Annotated in this window: 20 protein-coding genes; 11 read left to right on the top strand and 9 right to left on the bottom strand. The window is 67.3% G+C overall.

Translation table 11 applies throughout. The features are described 5' to 3' along the window. Positions 1-103 precede the first annotated feature (103 nt). The 5 genes from H0X91_RS18605 to H0X91_RS18585 all read left to right on the top strand — a co-directional run bounded on the left by H0X91_RS18605 (position 104) and on the right by H0X91_RS18585 (position 5,271). The gene (locus tag H0X91_RS18605) at positions 104-610 is read left to right on the top strand and encodes a sugar dehydrogenase complex small subunit (protein ID WP_006482974.1); all 507 of its coding nucleotides are present in this window, start codon (positions 104-106) and stop codon (positions 608-610) included. Further along, complete coding sequence (locus H0X91_RS18600; protein WP_034202233.1) at positions 610-2,229, top strand: GMC family oxidoreductase; 1,620 nt, start codon at positions 610-612, stop codon at positions 2,227-2,229. The genes H0X91_RS18605 and H0X91_RS18600 overlap by 1 nt, the downstream gene beginning before the upstream one ends. Positions 2,230-2,231: 2 nt before the next feature. Continuing rightward, positions 2,232-3,509 (top strand): cytochrome c, encoded by a 1,278-nt coding sequence (locus H0X91_RS18595; protein WP_060263394.1) that lies wholly within the window; start codon positions 2,232-2,234, stop codon positions 3,507-3,509. Positions 3,510-3,684: 175 nt separating this feature from the next. Further along, positions 3,685-4,104 (top strand): DoxX family protein, encoded by a 420-nt coding sequence (locus tag H0X91_RS18590; RefSeq protein WP_012493376.1) that lies wholly within the window; start codon positions 3,685-3,687, stop codon positions 4,102-4,104. Positions 4,105-4,167: 63 nt separating this feature from the next. Further along, positions 4,168-5,271 (top strand): porin, encoded by a 1,104-nt coding sequence (locus tag H0X91_RS18585; RefSeq protein WP_006482966.1) that lies wholly within the window; start codon positions 4,168-4,170, stop codon positions 5,269-5,271. Between the two features lie 270 nt (positions 5,272-5,541). Here H0X91_RS18585 and H0X91_RS18580 read toward each other — a convergent pair whose 3' ends face one another. From H0X91_RS18580 to H0X91_RS18570, 3 genes are all read right to left on the bottom strand, one after another. Then, positions 5,542-6,084 (bottom strand): cysteine hydrolase family protein, encoded by a 543-nt coding sequence (locus H0X91_RS18580; protein ID WP_060263393.1) that lies wholly within the window; start codon positions 6,082-6,084, stop codon positions 5,542-5,544. 239 nt (positions 6,085-6,323) lie between these two features. Beyond that, positions 6,324-7,643: an MFS transporter gene (locus tag H0X91_RS18575; protein WP_062910441.1), complete on the bottom strand. Its 1,320-nt coding sequence runs from the start codon at positions 7,641-7,643 to the stop codon at positions 6,324-6,326. 43 nt (positions 7,644-7,686) lie between these two features. Next, positions 7,687-8,871 carry a M20 aminoacylase family protein gene (locus tag H0X91_RS18570; RefSeq protein ID WP_006482953.1) on the bottom strand — a complete coding sequence of 395 codons (1,185 nt, stop codon included), beginning with the start codon at positions 8,869-8,871 and terminating at the stop codon, positions 7,687-7,689. Positions 8,872-9,053: 182 nt separating this feature from the next. Here H0X91_RS18570 and H0X91_RS18565 point away from each other — a divergent pair, with 182 nt between their 5' ends. Beyond that, entirely contained in the window at positions 9,054-9,956 is a 903-nt protein-coding gene (locus H0X91_RS18565; RefSeq protein ID WP_006482963.1) for a LysR substrate-binding domain-containing protein, read from the top strand. 172 nt (positions 9,957-10,128) lie between these two features. Beyond that, positions 10,129-10,449, top strand: a complete 321-nt coding sequence (ppnP, locus tag H0X91_RS18560) for a pyrimidine/purine nucleoside phosphorylase (RefSeq protein WP_062910442.1) — start codon at positions 10,129-10,131, stop codon at positions 10,447-10,449. A 98-nt stretch (positions 10,450-10,547) separates the two neighbouring features. Here the strand turns inward: ppnP and H0X91_RS18555 are convergent, their stop codons facing one another. From H0X91_RS18555 to H0X91_RS18540, 4 genes are all read right to left on the bottom strand, one after another. Beyond that, positions 10,548-10,880, bottom strand: a complete 333-nt coding sequence (locus H0X91_RS18555; protein WP_006482964.1) for a hypothetical protein — start codon at positions 10,878-10,880, stop codon at positions 10,548-10,550. Positions 10,881-11,365: 485 nt separating this feature from the next. Beyond that, complete coding sequence (locus tag H0X91_RS18550; RefSeq protein ID WP_196433227.1) at positions 11,366-13,153, bottom strand: chloride channel protein; 1,788 nt, start codon at positions 13,151-13,153, stop codon at positions 11,366-11,368. 14 nt (positions 13,154-13,167) lie between these two features. After that, positions 13,168-13,581 (bottom strand): MarR family winged helix-turn-helix transcriptional regulator, encoded by a 414-nt coding sequence (locus H0X91_RS18545; protein ID WP_006482973.1) that lies wholly within the window; start codon positions 13,579-13,581, stop codon positions 13,168-13,170. Between the two features lie 123 nt (positions 13,582-13,704). Next, positions 13,705-14,880 (bottom strand): HPP family protein, encoded by a 1,176-nt coding sequence (locus tag H0X91_RS18540; protein WP_112751325.1) that lies wholly within the window; start codon positions 14,878-14,880, stop codon positions 13,705-13,707. Positions 14,881-15,242: 362 nt separating this feature from the next. Here H0X91_RS18540 and H0X91_RS18535 point away from each other — a divergent pair, with 362 nt between their 5' ends. Continuing rightward, complete coding sequence (locus H0X91_RS18535; protein WP_006494690.1) at positions 15,243-16,211, top strand: LysR family transcriptional regulator; 969 nt, start codon at positions 15,243-15,245, stop codon at positions 16,209-16,211. Between the two features lie 25 nt (positions 16,212-16,236). Here H0X91_RS18535 and H0X91_RS18530 read toward each other — a convergent pair whose 3' ends face one another. Both H0X91_RS18530 and H0X91_RS18525 read right to left on the bottom strand, forming a co-directional pair. Further along, positions 16,237-17,601, bottom strand: coding sequence for an MFS transporter (locus H0X91_RS18530; protein WP_006482968.1), 1,365 nt, complete (start codon positions 17,599-17,601; stop codon positions 16,237-16,239). A 64-nt stretch (positions 17,602-17,665) separates the two neighbouring features. After that, positions 17,666-18,604 carry a 2-hydroxyacid dehydrogenase gene (locus H0X91_RS18525; RefSeq protein ID WP_060211182.1) on the bottom strand — a complete coding sequence of 313 codons (939 nt, stop codon included), beginning with the start codon at positions 18,602-18,604 and terminating at the stop codon, positions 17,666-17,668. 113 nt (positions 18,605-18,717) lie between these two features. On the opposite strand from H0X91_RS18525, the gene H0X91_RS18520 reads away from it, so the two are divergent. From H0X91_RS18520 to H0X91_RS18510, 3 genes are all read left to right on the top strand, one after another. Then, entirely contained in the window at positions 18,718-19,626 is a 909-nt protein-coding gene (locus H0X91_RS18520; protein ID WP_034202240.1) for a LysR substrate-binding domain-containing protein, read from the top strand. Between the two features lie 280 nt (positions 19,627-19,906). After that, positions 19,907-20,938, top strand: a complete 1,032-nt coding sequence (locus tag H0X91_RS18515) for a TRAP transporter substrate-binding protein (RefSeq protein ID WP_062910446.1) — start codon at positions 19,907-19,909, stop codon at positions 20,936-20,938. A 3-nt stretch (positions 20,939-20,941) separates the two neighbouring features. After that, a complete protein-coding gene (locus H0X91_RS18510; RefSeq protein ID WP_080331106.1) occupies positions 20,942-22,828 on the top strand; it encodes a TRAP transporter large permease in 1,887 nt (628 codons plus the stop codon). Position 22,829 lies beyond the last annotated feature (1 nt).

Raw genomic sequence — 22,829 nt, 5'->3', positions numbered from 1 at the left:
AGATTGTTCGATCCGATTTGTGCGCGTACATTGCAGGTCCGCGCCAATGTTTGAGAAATATCAAGCGTGGTTTTCCCGAATCCGGTGTTCGAGAGAAGGAAACATGCACAACGACAACACCCCCCAATCGCGTCGTGACGACGACGCAGCCGCAACCGGCATCACGCGGCGTCAATGGCTGCAGGGCGCACTGGCGCTGACGGCGGCGGGCCTCACCGGCTCGCTGGCGTTGCGGGCCCTGGCCGACGATCCCGGCACCGCGCCGCTCGATACGTTCATGACGCTCTCCGAAGCATTGACCGGCAAGAAAGGGCTGAGCCGCGTCACCGGCCAGCGCTATCTGCAGGCCTTGCAGAAGGGCTCGTTCAAGACGGCCGACAGCCTGCCGCAACTCGCCGGTGCGCTCGCATCCGGTTCGCTGAATCCCGACCAGGAATCGCTCGCATTGACGATTCTCGGCGCGTGGTATCTCGGCATCGTCGACAACGTCGTGATTACCTACGAGGAAGCATTAATGTTCAGCGTGGTGTCCGATACGCTCGTGATCCCTTCGTATTGCCCCAACAAACCCGGCTTCTGGGCCGAAAAACCGATCGAGAGGCAAGCCTGATGGCCGATACCGATACGCAAAAAGCCGACATCGTCGTCGTCGGATCGGGTGTCGCCGGCGCGATCGTTGCGCACCAGCTCGCGATGGCGGGCAAGTCCGTGATCCTGCTGGAAGCCGGCCCACGCATGCCGCGCTGGGAAATCGTCGAGCGCTTTCGCAACCAGCCCGACAAGACCGATTTCATGGCGCCGTACCCGTCGAGCCCGTGGGCCCCGCATCCGGAATACGGCCCGCCGAACGACTACCTGATCCTGAAGGGCGAGCACAAGTTCAACTCGCAGTACATCCGCGCGGTGGGCGGCACGACGTGGCACTGGGCCGCCTCCGCGTGGCGCTTCATCCCGAACGACTTCAAGATGAAGACGGTGTACGGCGTCGCCCGCGACTGGCCGATCCAGTACGACGACCTCGAGCACTGGTATCAGCGCGCCGAGGAGGAACTCGGCGTGTGGGGCCCGGGCCCCGAGGAAGACCTGTACTCGCCGCGCAAGCAGGCGTACCCGATGCCGCCGCTGCCGTTGTCGTTCAACGAGCAGACCATCAAGAGCGCGCTCAACGGCTATGACCCGAAGTTCCACGTGGTGACCGAGCCGGTCGCCCGCAACAGCCGCCCGTACGACGGCCGGCCCACCTGTTGCGGGAACAACAATTGCATGCCGATCTGCCCGATCGGCGCGATGTACAACGGCATCGTCCACGTCGAGAAGGCCGAGCAGGCCGGCGCGAAGCTGATCGACAGCGCGGTCGTCTACAAGCTCGAGACGGGCCCGGACAAGCGCATCGTCGCCGCGATCTACAAGGACAAGACGGGCGCCGACCATCGCGTCGAAGGCAAGTATTTCGTGCTCGCCGCGAACGGCATCGAGACGCCGAAGATCCTGCTGATGTCCGCGAACCGCGATTTCCCGAACGGCGTCGCGAACAGTTCCGACATGGTCGGCCGCAACCTGATGGACCACCCGGGCACCGGCGTGTCGTTCTACGCGAACGAGAAGCTGTGGCCGGGCCGCGGCCCGCAGGAGATGACGTCGCTGATCGGTTTCCGCGACGGCCCGTTCCGCGCGACCGAAGCCGCGAAGAAGATCCATCTGTCGAACATGTCCCGCATCAACCAGGAGACGCAGAAGATCTTCAAGGCCGGCAAGCTGATGAAGCACGAGGAGCTCGACGCGCAGATCCGTGACCGTTCCGCGCGCTACGTGCAGTTCGACTGCTTCCACGAGATTCTGCCGCAGCCCGAGAACCGCATCGTGCCGAGCAAGACGGCCACCGACGCGATCGGCATCCCGCGCCCCGAGATCACGTATGCGATCGACGATTACGTGAAGCGCGGCGCCGTGCACACGCGCGAGGTCTACGCGACGGCCGCGAAGGTGCTGGGCGGCACCGACGTCGTCTTCAACGACGAGTTCGCGCCGAACAACCACATCACGGGCGCGACGATCATGGGCGCGGATGCACGCGACTCGGTCGTCGACAAGGACTGCCGCACGTTCGACCATCCGAACCTGTTCATCTCGAGCAGCTCGACGATGCCGACCGTCGGTACGGTGAACGTGACGCTGACGATCGCGGCGCTCGCGCTGCGGATGTCGGACACGCTGAAGAAGGAAGTCTGACCGTGCGGAAATCTACTCTCACCTTCCTCCTCGCCGGCTGCCTCGCGCTGCCCGGCCTCGCACGCGCGGCCGATTCGGTCGATCCGGCGCAGGTCAAGCGCGGCGAATACCTCGCCGTCGCGGGCGACTGCATGGCATGCCACACCGCGAAGGGCGGCAAGCCGTTCGCGGGCGGCCTCGGCATGCCGGTGCCGATGCTCGGCAAGATCTATACGAGCAACATCACACCGGATCCCGATACCGGCATCGGCAACTGGACGTTCGAGGACTTCGAGCGCGCGGTGCGGCACGGCGTATCGAAGAACGGCGACAACCTGTACCCGGCGATGCCGTACGTGTCGTACGCGAAGATCAACGACGACGACGTGCAGGCGCTGTACGCGTACTTCATGCACGGCGTCGAACCGGTCAAGCAGGCGCCGCCGAAGAACGAGATCCCCGCGCTGCTGAGCATGCGCTGGCCGCTGAAGATCTGGAACTGGCTGTTCCTGAAGGACGGCGTGTACCAGCCGAAGCCCGAGCAGAGCGCCGAGTGGAACCGCGGCGCCTATCTCGTGCAGGGCCTCGCGCACTGCAGCACGTGCCACACGCCGCGCGGCATCGCGATGCAGGAGAAGTCGCTCGACGAAACGGGCGGCAGCTTCCTGTCGGGCTCGGTGCTCGCGGGCTGGGACGGCTACAACATCACGTCCGACCCGAACGCGGGGATCGGCGGCTGGACGCAGCAGCAGCTCGTCCAGTACCTGCGCACCGGCAGCGTGCCGGGCCTCGCGCAGGCGGCCGGCCCGATGGCCGAGGCGATCGAGCACAGCTTCTCGAAGATGACCGAAGCCGACATCGGCGCGATCTCGACGTACATCCGTACGGTGCCGGCCGTCGCCAGCGGCGACGCGAAGCAGTCGCGCTCGTCGTGGGGCAAGCCGGCCGAGGATGGCCTGAAGCTGCGCGGCGTCGCGCTTGCGTCGTCGGGCATCGATCCGGCACGGCTGTATCTCGGCAACTGCGCGACCTGCCACCAGATGCAGGGCAAGGGCACGCCGGACGGTTACTACCCGCCGTTGTTCCACAACTCGACGGTGGGCGCGTCGAATCCGACCAACCTCGTGCAGGTGATCCTGAACGGCGTGCAGCGCAAGGCCGGCAGCGAGGACGTCGGGATGCCCGCGTTCCGCCACGAGCTGTCGGATGCGCAGATCGCCGCGCTGACGAACTACCTGACCGGGCAGTTCGGCAATCCGGCCGCGAAGGTGACCGAGCAGGACGTCGCGAAGCTGCGCTGAAACGCGGCACGCGGCGAGGCAGGGCAACAATAGAAAAGAGGAGGAGCACAGCACATCGGGCGGGCCCCGATGCCGGTTGTTGCAGAGCGGGACGGGCGGCGCAGGCGGCCGCCCGTCCTGGTTCACAGGCAATCCGGTGCGCGCACGCCGCGCATCGTTTTCGTTGATCGAGACCATGACACCGAACCAACCGTTTCTCGCGTCCCAGCGCGATGTGCTGCTGCTGCTGTCCCGAATCCTGCTCGTGATCCTGTTCGTGATGTTCGGCTGGAAGAAGATTATCGACTTCTCCGGTACGATCGCGTTCATGGGCAGCGAGGGCGCGCCGGCGCCGATCATCTCGGCGGCGATCTCCGTCGTGATGGAGCTCATCGTCGGGATTGCGATCCTCGTCGGTTTCCAGACGCGGCCGCTCGCGCTGTTGCTTGCGCTGTACACGATCGGTACCGGCATCATCGGCCACCACTACTGGACGATGACGGGCGGCGAGCAGATCAACAACATGATTCATTTCTACAAGAACATCGCGATCTCGGGCGGCTTGCTCGCGCTCTGCGCGGCGGGCCCCGGACGTTTTTCGATCGATCGCGGATAAGCAGACCCGAGGCGCGTGCATGGGGTGCGCGTCGGACGGTCGAGACTTCGAGGGGGCATCATTTTGCGACTCAAATACTTCGCATGGCTGATTGCGGCCGCCACGCCGGCGGCCGCGTTTGCACAGACGAGCGTCACGCTGTACGGCCGGATCGACGGCGGTATCGAATACCTGAACCACATCGCGACACCGAACGGCAGCAAGTCGCGCTGGAGCGCGGAAAGCGGCGACTGGGGCACCAGCATGTTCGGGCTGAAGGGCGTCGAGGATCTCGGCGGCGGGCTGTCGACGGTGTTCAACCTGGAAACCGCGTTCCAGGTCATGAACGGCCAGACGGGCGGCGGGCGCATGTGGTCACGGCGCGCGTACGTCGGGTTGAAGAGCAACACGTGGGGCCAGCTGCAGGCCGGCCGCAACCTGTTCATCGACAGCGACGGCGTGTGGGAATTCGACCCGTTCGTCCAGCAGGCGTTTTCGTCGGCCTCGCTCGTGCGTGGCCGCAACTGGCAGCAGAGCAGCAACAACATCGAATATCACAGCCCGGTGATCGGCGGCTTCGACGTGCAGGCGCAATACGCGTTCGGCAACCAGTCGCGCGGCTTCAACTACGGCGCGGCCGACGATTTCGGCCGCTCGGACGGGATCATGATCTCGTACCACTCGCCGGTGCTCGACGTGCGCGGCATCTACGACGAACTGCGCGACAACAACGGCAAGTTCAGCAACATTTTCACGGCGTCGCGCGAGTACTTCGTCGGGGCGAACGTGAAGGTGTCGAAGTTCAAGATCCAGGGTGCGTATACGCACTACCAAGCGCCGGACAGCCCGGCCGGTGTCGCCGACCGTGCCGATCACTACTGGCTTGGCGCGACCTATTCGGCTACGCCGCAGTGGGCCGTGACGGGTGGTGGCTACTACGTGAAGGTGGGCGACGGCGGCGGCGATGCGTCGCACGATCCGTCAGGGCACGCGATCATGTATGTGCTCGGCACCACGTACAACCTGTCGAAGCGCACGTTCCTGTACGGCACGGTCGCGTATGCGCGCAACGGCGGAAATTCGAACTTCTCGCTGCTCGCGACGCCGCGTGACGCGACGTCGGGGACGAGCCCGATGACGGGCGAGTCGCAGACGGGTGCGTATGTGGGGATGATGCATACGTTTTGAGTGCGGGCGGTTTGTGTAGGTGAAAAAGGCACGGGTGGCGAAAGCCCCGTGCCTTTTTGCTTTTACTGTGCATGCCGTATCGTCGCTGCCCATGAGCGGACGCGATGGGGTCTCGCACGTGCTCTTCTGCTGCTTCGAGGTCAGTCCTGTTCTCGAAAGTCGGCATGACGCATCGAACGATCGGCAAGCCGATTCCTGTAAATTGATGGTCCCTGCTGACGCTATTGCAACGCGCGCACTCGCTTACCGCAGTCCGACCGGCGCGCTGCATCAGAACACGCATGCCTCGGTCGTCGTCAGCACCGCAAACGGCCCGCCAAGCGTCGCATTATGATGCTCGACGATCCGCTCGGCCGGCAGCGCGGGCGTATCCGTGCAGGTGTGCGCATCGGCCACGAGCACCGCGCGAAACCCGAGGTCCGCGGCCGCACGGCACGTCGTATCGACGCAGTATTGCGTCTTCATCCCCGCGATCACGATCTCGCCGATCCCCGCCGCATGCAGCCACGCCGCGAGCCGCGTACCCGCGAAGCAACTCGGCCGGGTCTTGTCGAACACGATGTCGCGTGCGGTATCAATCGCGAGTTCCGGCAGTAACGCGGCGAGCGGCGCGTCGGGCGCGATCGGAGAGCCGGCCGGGCCGGTGTGACGCACGGCGAACACCGGCGCGCCGGCTTCATGCGCGCGACGAATCAGCAGGTTGATGTTGGCCAGCACGCATTCGCCGTCATGCGGACGATCGGGACCATGAAACAGCCCGACCTGCATGTCGATGACGAGCAGCGCGCGTTTCGGGGAAGGGGCTTCGGACATTGCGTTTCTCCTGAGTGGCCGATGCGGACGGAGAAACGACGAGACCCCGTCCGGAATCGGCGGGGCCTGTGGGAATCAGTGACGCTACGATCTTGCGCGCACTCGCCGCACGGGCCCGCCGAAGGCGGTCGTGCGCGTGGTCGTCGAAAGGGTGATCGTGGCGTGGTGCATGGGCCGATGATGCCCGATGCGCGCGCGCGACGTCAATGACGCTTCGCGTGCCGCGCATCGTCCGCCGTTCAATCCAGCGCCTTCCCGGCCTTCTCGTCCATGCAACGAATCGCAAGCAACGTCATCGCGCCACACCCGATCGCATACCACGCAGGCGCATTCGGATTCCCGGTCGCCGAGATCAGCCACGTGACGAAGAACTGCGCGAAGCCGCCGAAGATCGCGACGCCGACGCTATACACCAGCGCACCGCCCGTCGCACGCACCGCCCGCGGAAACAACTCGCCGAGCATCGCGCCCGTCGCACCGATGTTGATCGCATGCACGATCGACAGCGCGGCGATGATCGACAGCAGCGACGCCGCGCCCGGCCAGCGGTTCAGCGCGATGAACGCCGGATAGATCGCGGCCATCAGCACGATGCGCGTCCACCAGACGATCCGGTTACGGCCATATACGTCGGACAGATGGCCGCCGATCGGCGTCACGAGCATCAGGATCGCACCGGCGACGCAGCCGGCCGTCATCGACAGCCAGGTCGGCAGGTGCAGCACCTGCACGCCGTAGATCGCCATGTAGAACACGATGATGTAGTGGATCGACGTGCCGCCGATCGTCACGCCGAGACCCGCGAACACGGCCTTGCCATGGTGGCGCAGCACGTCGGCGAGCGGCAGCGAGGCGACCGGCTCGTCGTGCGCGGCGGCCGGCGTGGCAGCGGGCACTTCCTCGACGGTGTGGCGCAGCCAGTAGCCGATCGGCACGAACAACGTGCCGATGATGAACGGCACGCGCCAGCCCCAGCTTTCGAGCTGCGCGGCCGTCAGCGTCGACGTCAACGCAACGCCGGTGAGTGCGCCCGCCAATGCGGCGAGCCCCTGGCTCGAGAACTGGAACGATGCGTAGAAGCCGCGACGATGCTGCGGCGCCTGTTCGAGCAGCAGCGTCGTCGATGCGCCGACTTCGCCGCCCGACGCGAACCCCTGGAGCAGTCGCGCGAGCACGAGCAGCAGCGGCGCGGCGATGCCGATCTGCGCGAAGGTCGGCGCGATCGCGATCGTCGCGGTGCCGAGCGCCATCAGCAGCAGCGTGAGGATCATCGCCTTCTTGCGGCCGGCGCGGTCCGCATACATGCCTATCACGAGCCCGCCGAGCGGACGCGTGACGAAGCCGACACCAAAGCTCGCGACCGCGAGCATCAACTGCCCGAACGACGAATGCACGGGAAAGAACAGCTTGCCGATCAGGATCGCGAAGAAGCTGTAGACCGTGAAGTCATAGAACTCGAGCGCGTTGCCGACGGCGGCGGCCGCGATCAGCCGGCGTTTCTTCGCGGCGGCGCGGGCATCGACCGGCGTGCCGGCGAACGGAAGGGCGGACGTTTCCATGGGGTTCCCCCGGTTGAGCGCGAAACTGCGTGGTGAAGGGCCGTCAGGCCGCGAGCCAGGCTTCGGCGACGCGAACCCAGTAGCTCGCGCCGATCGCGAGGATGTCGTCGTTGAAGTCGTAGCCGGGGTTGTGCACCATGCAGCCGCCCTTGCTGCCGATCCCGTTGCCGATGAACGCGTAGCAGCCGGGGCGCGCTTCGAGCATGAACGCGAAATCCTCGCTGCCCATCAGCGGCGCGGCTTCGGTTTCGACGCGGTCGGCGCCGAGCATCTGGCGTGCGACGTCGGCCGCGAACGCGGTCGGTTCCGCGTGATTGACGAGCACGGGGTAGCCATAGTCGTAGTCGACTTCCGCGGTGACGCCGAAGCTCTCCGCCTGCCCCTTCGCGAGCGCTTCGATACGGCGCGCGAGCAGCGCGCGCACGTCGGCGTTCAGCGCACGCACCGACAGTTTCATCACGACGGTTTCCGGAATGATGTTGAACGTCTCGCCGGCCTGCACGCTGCCGACCGTGATCACGGCCGCATGCTGCGCGTCGACTTCGCGTGCGACGATCGTCTGCAGCGCGACCATGATGCTGCCCGCGGCCGACATCGGATCGCGCGCGAAATGCGGCATCGCGCCGTGGCCGCCGACGCCGCGCAGCGTGATCGTCACGCGGTCGGCCGACGCCATCGCGGCGCCGGTGCGAAACGCCATGTCGCCGGCCGCGCGGCCCGGCATGTTGTGGATCGCGAAGATCGCGTCGCACGGGAAACGGTCGAACAGGCCGTCGTCCATCATCGCCTTCGCGCCGCCGAAATTTTCCTCGGCCGGCTGGAAGATCAGGTTCAGCGTGCCGGAAAAATGGCGCGTCGCCGCGAGGTGGCGCGCCGCGCACAGCAGCATCGCGGTGTGGCCGTCGTGGCCGCATGCGTGCATCTTGTTCGCGTGGCGGCTTGCGTACGGCAGGCCCGTGGTTTCCGCGAGCGGCAGCGCGTCCATGTCGGCGCGCAGGCCGACGGTACGCGTGCCTTGTCCTGCGCGCAGCACGCCGACCACGCCCGTCTTGCCGATGCCGCGATGCACGTCGTAGCCCCAGCCGGTGAGCAGTTCGGCGACGAGATCGCTGGTGAGCGTCTCTTCGAATGCGAGTTCGGGATGGGCGTGGATGCGGCGGCGGACTTCGACGAGCTCGGGGGCGATCGCGGCGATGCCGGGGATGACGGGGTTCACGGCTTGCAGCATGGTGTCTCCTGTGGGGCCGGGTGGGGCGTCTGATGCGCATGCGACGACCAAGCATATAAATTTCTTTTGCGTACCAGAAGCTGCTAAATTGCTTTGGTGCACACCGTCGGTTGCCGCTCGGGAATACCCTGAGCGATGGCGCCGCGCGCCGCACAGGGTTTCCACGGATCACGCATTGCCCCATGAAATACCATCAGCTGAAAGCGTTCGTCACCGCCGCGGAGGAGGGCAGCATTCGCGCGGCCGCGCGGCGCCTGAACGTGTCGCCGGCCGCGTTGACGAAGGCGGTGAAGGAGCTGGAGATCGCGCTCGGCGTGTCGCTCGTCGTGCGCACCGCGCGCGGCGTGCAGCTCACCGCGTTCGGCCAGCAACTGCAGGTGCGCGCGCGGCTGATCGTCGCCGAAATGCAGCGCGCCCGCGACGACATCGAGCAGGCGCAGGGCGCGATGACGGGTTCCGTCGCGGCGGCGATTACGCCCGCGGCGGCGGTGACGATCCTGCCCGACGCATTCCGTGCGTTCCGGCGCCGCTTTCCGGTGGCGCGCGTCAATCTGGTCGAAGGGTTTCCGGGGGTCGCGCTGCCGCGCCTGCACGACGGCTCGCTCGATTTCGCGGTGGCCGTCGTCGTGCCTGAACTGCTCGCCGCCGAGTTCGATCATGCGGAGCTCTACGCGAGCCGCTCGCTGATCGTCGCGCGCAAAGGGCATCCGCTCGCGTCGGCCACGTCGCTCGCCGATCTCGTCGAGGCCGACTGGCTGATGAATCCGTCGCCGGAAAGCTCCACACAGGTGTTGTTCAATTCGTTCGTCGCGTACGGGCTGCCGGTGCCGGCGCGCGTCGTCGAATGCCCGAGCTTCGGTCTTGCGCACAGCCTGATGACCGGCTGCGACCTGATCGCATCGATGCCCGAGCAACTGCTGCAAGGCGAGTGGGCGCGCGAGCAGCTCGCGGTGCTGCCGATTCGCGAGCGCCTGCCTGGCGTATCGGTTCAGGTCGTCACGCGCCGCGACAGCCCGCTGACGCCGGCCGCGGCGATGCTGCTCGATTGCCTGCGCGATTCCGCGCGGCGCAAGGGGTTGCGGTGAACCGGCGCCCCACAGAATCACGTAGTGATCCTGACGATCGTGGGCCCGGCACGCACCGGTAGCGCGCCATTCCGATACACGTTGCGCGAGCCGGTATCATAGCGGCCGGCCCGCCGCTCCGGCCGGCCTCCAACTCCATCGCCATCCGGCATCCAGCAATCAGAGGCATCACATGACCAGTGCAACCCAATTCGACGACGTATCGGTCGTCAAGCGCGCGAACGTCTATTTCGACGGCAAGTGCGTGTCGCATACCGTGCTCTTCCCGGACGGCACGCGCAAGACGCTCGGCGTGATCCTGCCGTGCGCGCTCAACTTCGGCACGGATGCGCCCGAATTGATGGAAGTGCAGGCCGGCAAGTGCCGCGTGAAGCTCGACGGCAGCAGCGAATGGCAGACCTACGGCGCCGGCGAATCGTTCTCGGTGCCGGGCAAGAGCCGCTTCGACATCGAAGTGCTCGAGACGCTCGATTACGTCTGCAGCTACCTGTAAGACGCTTTCCGCGCCGCAAAGAAAAAGCCCCGCCGAAGCGGGGCTCGTCGCAAGCGGATGGCGCAAGGCCATCCGGTGCGCCTGTTCTCGTTACATCGTTACAGGCAGGCGTTGATGTCGCCGGCGGACGCTGCATCGCCGCGCACGCCGACCCACGTCTTCGCACCCGGCTTCCACGACGGACGCACCATCGCGGCGGCGCCGTTCGGCGGCTGCTGGCCCGGTGCGTACACATCGGTCGCGAGGCCGTTGGCCAGCACGTTCTGCGAGATCACCTGTTGTTGCGACTTGTCGGCCCAGGTCTTGGCGATGCACGCCGAAACGTCGGGAGCGTCTTTCTGGCTTTGTCCCACGTTCTGCACGGCAGGTTCAGCGGCATGAGCAGAAATTGCCACGGTCAATGCGATGAGCGGTAAGTATTTCACGTTCACGTTATCTCCCTCGAGTCGTGATTGATTGAGTGGGATGCGCAGCAGTGCTGCGTGCAAGTGAGATCGCATCGGGCGGGCACGGTTCCGGTCATTCCGAAACAAGTTGTTAACGCGCTTGCCAAATGGCGGCTCGGATGCTGCGCATGTTGCTGCGGCGCGGCATGCGTTGTGTACGGCTCGACGTCATGCGTGGCGCGGTCGGTGCGCTGCCCGGTCGTGGTGTGGTGAGGTGACGGTCGCGGCAAGCGGCATGTACGTGCATGCCGCGCCGCGACTCTTTATCGAATGGCGAAGTGGAATGGCTATTGGATGGCCCCGTCGCATGAGCACCATGATGACAAACTTTCGTCTGTTGAATTGTTAACCAACTTTAAACGGCGGAAAGCGACGGGGAGGCGATGCGGCGCGCGACGGGCGCACCGTATCGTGGCGCGGCGTGAGGCAGGGAAGCGGCGCGCGGCAGAGCGCCGCGCACGCGAACGACGTCAGCCGGCCTTGCGCGAGCCGATGCCGCGCAGGTTGACCGGGACGACCGGACGGAAGCGCTCGCGCTTGTGTTCGTCGTCGAAGTGCTGGAGCGCCGGCTTGATCAGGTCGCTGCGCGACACGATCCCCGTGATGCGCAGCGATTGCTCGTCGGCGACCACCGGCAGGCGTTCGAGGCCGAGCATCGCGAGGCGCGACGCGACGACGCGGCAGGTTTCGTGCGCCAGCGCGACGGCCGGTGCACGATCGGCGAACGCGGCCGAGATCGGCGTGTCGGCGCTGGCCTGCGCACGTTGCGCGTCGAGCGTCGCGCGATCGACGAGGCCGAGCAGGCGGCCGTTCTGCACGATCGGGTACGCGCGGTGTGTCTGCTTCGCGCCGAAGTATTGCGTCTCGACGGTATCGAGCGTCGCGGTGCCGTCGATCGCGACGAGCAGATCGGCCGACGTCATCACTTCGCCGATGTCGTGCCGCTCCAGCGGATCGACGCCGTATTCGCGATAGATGTGGTAGCCGCGGCGTGCGATCTTTTCCGTCATGATCGAGCGCTTCATCACGATGGTCGCGAAGCCGTGCGCGACGAGCGTCGCCGCGAGCAGCGGCAGCAGCGCATTGGTGTCGTGCGTGAGGCCGAAGGCGAACACGATCGCGGTGAGCGGGGCGCCGAGCGTCGCGCCGAGCGTCGCGGCCATGCACACGAGCGGCCACAGCGCCGGATCGCCGCCCGGCAAGACCGGCGACAGCACGGTGCCGAGGCCGGCACCGAGCATCAGCAGCGGGGCGAGCACCCCGCCCGACGTGCCGGAGCCGAGCGCGATCACCCACATCACGGCCTTCGCGATCAGCAGCGCGAGCGCGATCTTCAGCGCGATGTGCTGGTGCAGCAGGTCGCCGATCACGTCGTAGCCGACGCCGAGCGCGCGCGGCTCGAGCCAGCCGCCGACGCCGATCACGATCGCGCCGAGCGCGGGCCACCACATCCAGTGCACGGGCAGCTTCGCGAAGGTGTCTTCGACGCGGTAGAGCGCCGCCGACAGGCCGCATGCGAGCGCACCCGACAGCAGACCCGCGACGATGCACGACAGCAGCGCGACGGGCGTGGGCGCGGCGGTCGTCAGCGGAAACAGCGGATCGACGCCGAAGAACACCGCGCGTGCGAAGCCGGCCACCGCGCACGCCAGCGCGACCGGCAGGAAACTGCGCGGGCGCCATTCGAACAGCAGCAGCTCGACCGCGAGCAGCACGGCGGCCACCGGCGTGCCGAACACGGCGGTCATGCCGGCGGCTGCACCGGCGACGAGCAGCGTCTTGCGCTCGGTGGCGGTCACGTGCACGCACTGCGCGATCAGCGAGCCGAGCGCGCCGCCCGTCATGATGATCGGGCCTTCGGCGCCGAACGGGCCGCCGCTGCCGATCACGACGCCGGACGACAGCGGCTTGAGGATCGCGACCTTCGGCGACATGCGGCTCTTGCCGAACAGGATCGCCTCGATCGCTTCCGGAATGCCGTGGCCGCGAATCTTCTCCGAACCGAAACGCGCCATCAGGCCGACGATCAGCCCGCCGATCACCGGGACGGCGATCACCCAGGCGCCGAGCGTGTTGTTCGCGGGCGAATGATCGGCGAACGAGAACTGCTGGAAGAAGAACAGGTTCGTGAACAGGTGGATCAGGCTCAGCAGCACGAACGCGGCAAGCGTGCTGAGCAGGCCGATCACGGCGGCAAGCAGCGCGATCCTGGGCAGGCGTTCGTTGGTCGAGAAATCGCGTTTATGTGGGGCGTTCATCGGAGTGGCAAGGGTCAGTAATCGATCTGGGGAACCTGGAACGTGTCCTTGAGCGACTTCAGTTCGGCGCGATGCATGGCCGCGAGGCGGGCGAGCAGCGTTTCGCCGGCGTGCTCGAGGTGGACTTCGACCTGGCGGCGGTCGGCTTCGCTCGGCTTGCGCTTCACGAGCCCGAGCGCTTCGCAGCGCGTCACCAGCGCCACGACGCCGTGGTGCTGCGCCTGCAGGCGTTCCGCGAGTTCGCCGATGGTCGCCCATTCGCGATGCGGATAGCCCTTGATGTGCAGCAGCAGCAGGTATTGCAGCGGCGTCACGCCTTCGCTTTGCGCGGCGCGTTCGGAGAAGCGCTCGAAGCGGCGCATCTGGTAGCGGAACTCGGACAGTTGCTGGAAATCGCCTTTCGTCAGCGCGCGTCGGGTATCGTTCATCGAGGTCGGTCGGGCAGTCGGTTACGGTGGCGGTAAATATATCACAATATGATATAAACGGCCGAAATCAGGCGGAATGGTCGCATTCCGCGTGTCGCAGGCGGTGACGTGGCGGGGTGCGCGCTACGCGGCCTCGAGCATTTGGGTCTGCTGATACAGGCCCGTGACGAGATCCGTCTGCGTAATGATGCCGACGAGCCGGCGCGACGCATCGACGACCGGAATATGGTGGTGGCCCGAATGCGTGAACAGCGGCACGAGCGCCGTAATCGGCATGGTTTCCGGCACCGATGCGACGTCGCGCGTCATCACGGACGCGACGCTCGCGGGCTGGCCGCCGAACGATTGAGGCAACCGCGCGGACAACCGCTGCCACAGCGGGGCCGGACGGCGCAACTGACGCGTGAGGTCGGCGCGCGTGACGATGCCGGTCAGGCGGCCTTCGCGGTCGACCACCGGTAGCGCCTTCACGCGGTGGCGATCGAGCAGCGTGAGCGCGGCCGCGACCGACGTCGACGGCGCGACCTCGATCGCATGCTTCGTCATCAGGTCGGCGCACTTCAACTGGCCGAACGTGCGCGTATAAGCCTGCATTTCGGTTTCGCGCAGCAGCGTTTCAAGATCGTCCGGATCGACGTCGAGCCATTCGCTGCGGCGCTTCAGCACCGCGTCGAGGTCGCCGCGCGTGAAGCCGCCGCGCGCCGGGGCGGCGCCGCCGGTCTGCGGTTTCGCTTCGGGGCGCACGCCGCCGTGCGGGTAGCGGTGCCCGGTCAGCGCGTGGTAGACGAGCGCGGCCGACAGCAGGATCGCCGATTGCAGCGCGATCGGCTGCAGGACGAAGCCGAAGCCGAGCGCATGGATCGCCGGACCGCCGACCACGGCCGTGAGCGCGACGGCGCCCGACGGCGGATGCACGCAGCGCAGCGCGAACATGCCGCCGATCGCGCAGGCGATCGCGACCGCGGCGGCCGTGATCGGGTCGGCGATCCATTGCGCGCACGCGACGCCGACCGTCGCCGCGACGAGATTGCCGCCGATGATCGACCAGGGCTGCGCGAGCGGGCTCGCCGGCACCGCGAACAGCAGCACGGCCGACGCGCCCATCGGCGCGACGAGCAGCGGCACGAGGCCCGGTACGCCGGGCAGCAGCCGCATCGTGACGCCGACCGTCGCAATGCCGACGAGCGCGCCGGTGCACGAGCGCAGGCGCTCGCGCCAGCCGAGTGTCATCGGATGGGGAATGAAGCTGTGCAGCCACTGCCGCAACGTGCGGCGCGACGGGGAGGAGCCTGACGACATGGACGGTAAGCGGTAAAAATGACAACGCGAGGGCGCGGCGGCCAAGCGCGGAATTATATCGTGTTGTGATACAAATTGTCGCGCGGCATCGCGTCGTTGCACGCGTGCGACGCGCAAGTCTTGCAAAATGCTTTCACCGGATGAGAACTTGCGTGCGCACAATCGCCCAAATTTGTCTGCAGCGGCGTACAATTCGGCGCACTGAATTCCCCCGTCATGCCAGAACCCCGTACGCGATGCCCGCTCTCCCGCCTTCTCCCCGGCACGGTGATCGATTCGACGTGGTTCGCGGCCGTGTTCCGTTGCCCCTCTGACGCGAGCGCCGCCGACGCCTCCCCACTGACTCTCCCCAAGCCAATTCAATGGACATGCTCGAAAACATGCGCCTGTTCGTGCGCGTCGTCGAAGCCGGCAGTTTTACTGCGGTCGCGAAGGAAATCGACGCGACCACCGCGCAGGTGTCGCGCGCGGTCTCGAACCTCGAAGCCCACGTGCAGACGCGCCTGCTGCATCGCACGACCCGCCACCTCGGCCTGACCGAAAGCGGCGAGCGCTATTTCGAGCGCGCGAAATCGATCCTCGCGGAAATCGACTACGCGAACGCGGAGGCGCGCAACGCGCTGCTGCGGCCGAGCGGCAAGATGCGCATTCACGCGATGACGGGGCTCGGGCAGAGTCATGTCGTGTCGTCGATCGTCCGCTACCAGGAGGACAACCCCGACGTATCGGTCGAGCTGACGCTGGCGCAGCGGATGCCGAATCTGGTCGAAGAGGGCTACGACGTATCGATCGTGACCGCGTCGCAACTGCCCGATTCGGGCTATGTCGCGCAGACCTGCGGCACGAGTTGCAGCGTACTCGTCGCGTCGCGCGAATACCTGGCACGGCACGGCACGCCGCAGACGCCCGACGAACTGCCGAACCACGTGTGCCTGCGCCTCGACACGCCCGCGTCGCCGGCCGGCGAATGGCGCCTGGAGCGCAGCGACGGCGAGGAAACCGTCTACGAGCTGCAGCCGGCGCCGTTCCAGGTCAACGTGCCGGACGCGCTGTGCGTCGCGGTGCGCGCCGGGCGCGGGATCGCGTGCGTGGCGCTGTATACGGTGCTCGACGATATCCGCGAAGGGCGCCTGATCCGCGTGCTGCCCGAATACCGGCTGCAGACGGTGAGCGTCTATGCGGTCTACGCGACGCGCCGCTATCTCGATGCGAAGATCCGCACCTTCCTCGACCACCTGCGCACGACGCTCACGCCCGCGCTGGAGAACGATCTGCGCGAACTCGACCGGCTGACGACGGAGCACGTGCCGAGCAGCCGCCAGCGCGCGTGACGGCGCCGGCGTGCGGCCGCGGCGCTCATGCGGCCGGCGCGATGCGGATGCGCTCGAAGCGGCCCGCGAGCCATACGTACGCCGCAATGCCGATCAGTCCGTGCGCGGCGACGAACCACAACGCGCCGGCGAACGAGCCGGTGCTGGCGACGAAGTAGCCGATCACGAGCGGCGTGACGATCCCGGCGATGTTGCCGAGGCCGTTGAACACGCCGCCGCTCAGCCCGACCATGCCTTCCGGCGCCGTGTCGGCGAGCACGGCCCAGCCGACCGCTGCGAGCCCCTTGCCGAAGAACGCGATCGTCATCAGCGCGATCACGACCGCGTTCGACGATGCGCCGTTCGCGAGCACGAGCAGCGTCGCCATCGCCATCCCCGCGACGAACGGCGTCTTGCGCGCCCTCGACGGATGCATGCCGCGCCGGATCAGCCAGTCCGACAGCACGCCGCCGAGCACGCCGCCCGTGAAGCCGCAGATCGCCGGCAGCGCGGCGACCCAGCCGGCTTCCATGATCGTCATCCCGCGCCCCTTGATCAGGTAGATCGGGAACCACGTGATGAAGAAGTAGGTGAGCGCCGTGATGCAGTACTGGCCGATGTAGATCGCCCACAGGTTCCGGTGGCGGAACAGTTGCGACACGTCGTGCCACGACACGCGCGGCCGCTCGCGCACGCGGTTCGCTTCCAGATCGACGAGCGCGCCGTGAGCACGCAGGTAGTCACGCTCCGCGTCGGTCACGCGCGGATGGCCGTGCGGCTCGCGATACCACGCGAACCACAGCGCGGCGAGCGCGATGCCGAGCAGCCCCATCCACAGGAAGACGTGCTCCCAGCCGAGCGCATGCGTGAGCCACGCCATCGCCGGCGTGAACAGCACGACGGCCATGTACTGCGCGGAATTGAACAGCGCCGACGCGGTGCCGCGTTCGGCCGTCGGGAACCAGCAGGCGACGATCCGCGAATTGGCCGGAAACGCCGGCGATTCGACGAGGCCGAGCATGAAGCGCATCACGAACAGCGCGAGTGTCGCGGCCGCGCCCTGCACGGCGAACGCGCCGACCGTGCCCTGCAGCATCGTGAACACCGACCACAGCAACAGGCTCAGGCCATACACGCGCCGTGCGCCGAAGCGGTCGAGCAGCCAGCCGCCCGGAATCTGGCCGATCGCATAGGCCCACGCGAACGCGGAAAAGACGACGCCGAGCTGGACCGGCGTGAGCCCGAGATCGTGCGCGACGCCGGTGCCGGCGATCGACATCGTCGCGCGGTCCGCATAGTTGACGACGGTGACCGCGAAAATCAGCGCGAGGACCGCGTAACGGACGCGGCCGATCGTGCGCGAGGCGGCGGGCGAGGCGGCGACGGCAGCGCCGCTGGATCGATGGGACATGCGTGTCTCCTGGCCTCCGTCGTGCGGAGGCATCCGGTGTTGTAACGGGCGGGCGGTGTGGCGCTCAGCGGGTGACGCTGGTCGGCGGGCGCTGGCCCGCGAAGCATGCGGCGAGGTTCGCGAGCACGATGCGGCCCATTGCCTCGCGCGTTTCGTGCGTGGCGCTCGCGCGGTGCGGCTGCACGACGACGCGATCGAGTTCGAGCAGCGCGGCCGGCACGTGCGGTTCGTTCGCGAACACGTCGAGACCGGCGCCGGCGATCGTGCCGTCGGCCAGCGCGCGCACGAGCGCGGCTTCGTCGACCAGCTTGCCGCGCGCGACATTGATCAGGAATCCTTGGGGGCCGAGCGCGGCGAGCACATCGGCCGTCACCAGCACGTTGCCGTGATCGGCCGAGGCCGCGATCACGAGCACGTCGCTGTCGCGTGCGAGCGTGGCGAGGTCGGGCACGAAGCGATAGCCGCTGTCGCGATGCTCGCGCGGGCCGAAGTAACTGACGGGCATCCGGAACGCCTGCGCGCGCTGCGCGATCGCGCGTCCGACACGGCCGAGCCCGACGATGCCGAGCCGCTTGCCGGTGACCTGCGTCGCGAGCGGCTGCGCCGTTTTGCCCCAGCGGCCGGCGCGCACGATCCGCTCGCCGGCGCCGAGGTCGCGCAGGGTCATCAGGATCAGGCCCAGCGCCATGTCGGCGACGTCATCGGTCAGTACGTCGGGGGTCGTCGTCACGTGGATGCCGCGCGCCCGGGCGCGGTCGAGATCGACCGCGTCGGTGCCGATGCCGTTGATCGCGATGATCTCGAGCGCGGCGAGCCGGTCCATCAGCGCGGCGGACAGGCCGTTCGCGCCACCCGTCACGACGCCGCGAATGCGCGGCGCCACGCGATCGAGCAGCGCCTCCGGTTGCTCGGCCGCATACAGCCGGTGCACGGTATAACGGGCGGACAGTTCGGCGTCGATGGTGTCGGGAAGCGGCTGGGTCAGCAGGATGTCGATGGTCATGAAGGTCTCGGTCGTCGTGCGCGGCGCGGGCCGTGCATCAGGTGGAACCGAGTATAGAAATCGTATTGATATCGGTCTAACATCAAAAGACTATCGATTGATTCAAGATTTGAATGATTGAACTGCACCAGCTTCGCTGTTTCGTCGCGGTCGCTGAAGAGCTGCATTTCGGCCGCGCGGCCCGGCGACTCTTCATGACCCAGCCGCCGCTCAGCCGGCAGATCCAGTTGCTCGAGCACGCGCTCGGCATCGCATTGCTCGAGCGCAGCAGCCGGCAGGTCAGCCTGACCGCGGCCGGCGAGCGCTTCCTGCGCGACGCGCGGCACATCCTCGAGTTTTCCGCGCGCGCCGAGCAGGCCGCGCAGCGCGTCGCGCACGGCGGGGCCGGGCGCATCACGCTCGGCTTCACGGCCGTCAGTGCGTACCGGATGATTCCGGTGCTGCTCGCGCACGCGGCGCATGCGTTGCCGGACGTCGACGTCGAATTGCGCGAGATGGTGTCGACCGTGCAGATCGACGCGCTCGCGTCGCGGATGCTCGACGCGGGTTTCGTGCGCCAGCGCGCGGCGCGCCAGCCGCTCGAATACCGGCTCGTGCAGCGCGAACCGATGCTCGTCGCGGTCGCGGAGGGCGCGCCGCTCGCGGCCTACGAGCAGATCGGCCCCGACGAGCTCGACCGGCAGCCGTTCATCGCGTATTCGCCGAACGAGGGCAAGTATTTCCACGACATGATCTCGGGGATGTTCGCGGGCGCCGGGCGACTGCCGAACTACCTGCACTACGTCGGCCAGACGCATACGATCCTCGGCCTCGTGCGCGCGGGGCTCGGCGCGGCGCTGGTGCCGGCGTCGGCGCGCGAGCTTCATGTGGACGGCGTGGTGTTCCGGCCGCTGGCCGGCGTCAACGTGGCGGCCGAGCTGTATCTCGCATGGCGCGCGGACAACGACAATCCGGCGCTGCCGGTGTTCAACGCGATGGTCGAGCGGTTTCTGACCGACAGCGCGGACGATCCGGGCGTTTAGCGGTGCGCCTGCTCGCCTGAGCGGCCTGCCGCGTACCACCGAAAGTCGGTCGTCGGATGATCGACGACGGGGGCGCGAATTGTTTGCGGCGTCCCTCCAACGCGTGAAAAACGGCGATTTTTCATACGAATTCCGCCCGAAATACGCGCCACACGATCCGGATTTTTTGTCCTGAACAGGGGAAACCCCCATTTTTCTCTCATCGGTCGTCGTATTACTGTATCGATACACTAAATCGATACAGTTGCGTCGCGAGACGCACTCGCAAAGGAGACGGCTCATGAATACCTACAACCGGCGGCGCTTTCTGCAGACGGTGTCCGCCGCCACGCTGGCGGCCGCGGGCGGCTTGCCGGAAGGCGTGCGCGCGCAGCAGCCGGTCGTCACGCTGCGCTGCTCGTCGTCGATGCCGGCCGACCAGAACGCCGCGCATTACGTGTGGTACGAGCGTCTCGCCGCGAACCTGAAGGCGAGCGTGGGCGATGCGATCCGGGTCGACTACTTTCCGAACAGCCAGCTCGGCAAGGAAAACGATGTCGTGCAGCAGGTCAAGATCGGCGCGATCGACATGATGATCTCGGGCTCGTCGATCTGGGCCACGATCGCGCCGGAGCTCGGGATGCTCGATCTCGGCTACCTGTTCGACAGCTACGCGCACGTCGCGAAGGCGCTCGACGGTCAGGTCGGCACGAGCCTGAACGCGCTGCTGCAAAAGCGCGCCGGATGCTCGGTGCTGACCTGGGGTTCGCATTTCGGCGGGCGCTGCGTATTCACGAAGCAGCCGGTGACGGCGTTGCCCGGGCTGAAGGGGACGAAGCTGCGCGTGCTGCCGACGCCCGCGTTCATGGATACCTTCAAGGCGATGGGCGCGGTGCCGACGCCGATTCCGTTCGGCGAGCTGTACATGGCCGTGCAGACGGGCGTCGTCGACGGTCTCGAGCACGATCCCGCCACGGTGCTCGCGAGCCGCTTCGACGAGATCGTGAAGTCGTGCTGGCAATCGCGCCACGTGTTCGCGGCGATGACCGTCGTGATGGGGCGGCGTGCGCTCGACCGGATTCCGGCCAATCTGCGGCCGGCCTTCGATCGCGCGGTGGCCGACGCGACCGCGCAGCAGCGCGCGATTGCCGCGCAGAAGGCCGCGCAGGCGGAGCAGGCGCTGAAGCAGCGCGGCATGGCGTTTTACCCGCTGGCCGACGCCGAGCGCGCGGCGTTGCGGCAGACGATGCACGACCGCCTGTATGTGGCGTTCGCGAAGCAATATCCGGCCACCGCGCCGCTGTTTCCGGCGATCGCCGCCGCGCGGGGTTGAGCGATGGACATGCACTCCGTGTCGGGCGCCGCGCCGGCTCCCGCTGCAGGCCAACCGGCGCATCGCGCCGCCCGCGTGCTGGATGCGCTGCTGCGCTGGCTCGAGTACCTGTCGGCCGCGGTGCTCGGCGTCGACGTGCTCGTCGTGTTCGTGTCGGTCGTGTTCCGCTATTTCCTGCACGACCCGGTCGACTGGGCCGAGGAAGTGGCCAGCGCGCTGATGATCGTGCTCGTGTTCTTCGGCGCGGCGACGGTGCTCGGGCGCAGCCAGCATGTCGGCATCGACGTGTTTCGCGGCCGCCTGCCGGCACGCTGGCAGGGCGCGCTGATCCAGGTCGGCCACTGGATCGTGGCGGCCGTCGCGCTGAACCTGCTGGTGTCGTCGTGCCAGTTGCTCACGGATTCGTACGACCAGTTGACGACGGGCGGCTTGCCGGGCTGGATCAACGGGTATCCGATGATGTTCGGCGCGCTGTTCATGACGGTATTCGCGCTTGCGAATGCGCTGAACGCGCCGCGCCGCCGGGTGATCGGCACGTTCGCGTGCTGCGCGGCGCTCGCGGGCGCCGTGTACGGCTGGAACGCGCTGTGGCCCGCGCATGCGGTCGTGCCGGGCACGCTGCTGGTCGCGGGCTTCGTCGGCGGGCTGGTGCTCGGCGTGCCGATCGGGTTCGTGCTGGCGTTTTCGGCGCTGCTGTATTTCCTCGCGGATCCGACGCTGCCGCTGCTGGTCTACTCGCAACAGGTGATGGCCGGCGCCGATCACTTCGTGCTGCTTGCGGTGCCGTTCTTCGTGCTGGCCGGGCTGCTGATGGAGACCAACGGGATGTCCGCGCGGCTCGTCGAGTTGCTGCTGCGAATTTTCGGGCGCGTGCGGGGCGGGCTCGGCCTGATCGTGATCTTCGCGACGGCGTGCTTTTCCGGCGTGTCGGGCTCGAAACTGGCCGATATCGCGGCGGTGGGCGGCGTCGTGATGCCGGCGGTGCGCCGCGCGCGGCAGGACCCCAACGAAACCGCCGCGCTGCTCGCGTGCAGCGCGGTGATGGCCGAAACGATTCCGCCGTGCGTGAACATGATCATCATGGGCTTCGTCGCGAACATCTCGATCGCCGGGCTGTTCGTCGCGGGGATCGTGCCGGCGGCCGTGCTGGCCGCGTCGCTCGCGGTCGTGACGGTGACCACCGGGCGCAGGATCGACGTGGCCGAGGTGTTCGGCGAGCGTCGCGCGTGGCTGCCGCTCGCGGGCGGCGCGCTCGTCGCGCTGGTCATGGTCGCGATGATCGGCAAGGGCGTGACGTCGGGGATCGCGACGTCGACCGAAGTGTCCGCGTTCGCGGTGGTCTACGCGCTCGTCGTGGGCTGGCTCGCGTTCCGCGAACTGACGTGGCGCTCGGTCGGCCGCGTGTTCGTGCGCGCCGCGTCGATGGCGAGCGGTATCCTGTTCATCGTCGCGGCGGCGTCGAGCGTGTCGTTCGCGCTGTCGATCGAGCAGATTCCGGCCCTCGTCTCGGGCACAATGACGGCGTTTGCCCATCAATACGGCGCAACGATGTTCCTGCTGCTGGCGGCGCTGCTGATGATCGTGTTCGGCGCCGTGCTCGAAGGCGCGCCCGCGCTGATCATCTTCGGGCCGCTGCTCGCGCCGATCGCGCTGCAGCTCGGCATCCATCCGCTGCATTTCGGCACGGTCGTGGTGGTGGCGATGGGGTTCGGGCTGTTCGCGCCGCCGGTCGGCCTCGGGCTGTTCACGACCTGCGCGATCACGGGCACCGAGGTCGGGCGCGTGGCCCGGCCGATGGTGAAATATCTGCTGGTGCTGTTCGCCGCCCTCGTGGCGCTGATCTTCGCACCGGCGTTTTCGTTGTGGCTGCCGGCCCATTTCGGCCTGTAGC

The sequence above is a fragment of the Burkholderia sp. 9777_1386 genome (assembly GCF_015712265.1).
GTDB lineage: Bacteria > Pseudomonadota > Gammaproteobacteria > Burkholderiales > Burkholderiaceae > Burkholderia > Burkholderia cenocepacia.
The sequence above is the reverse complement of the archived record's forward strand: the minus strand, read 5'-3'. Positions and strand labels throughout refer to the sequence as shown.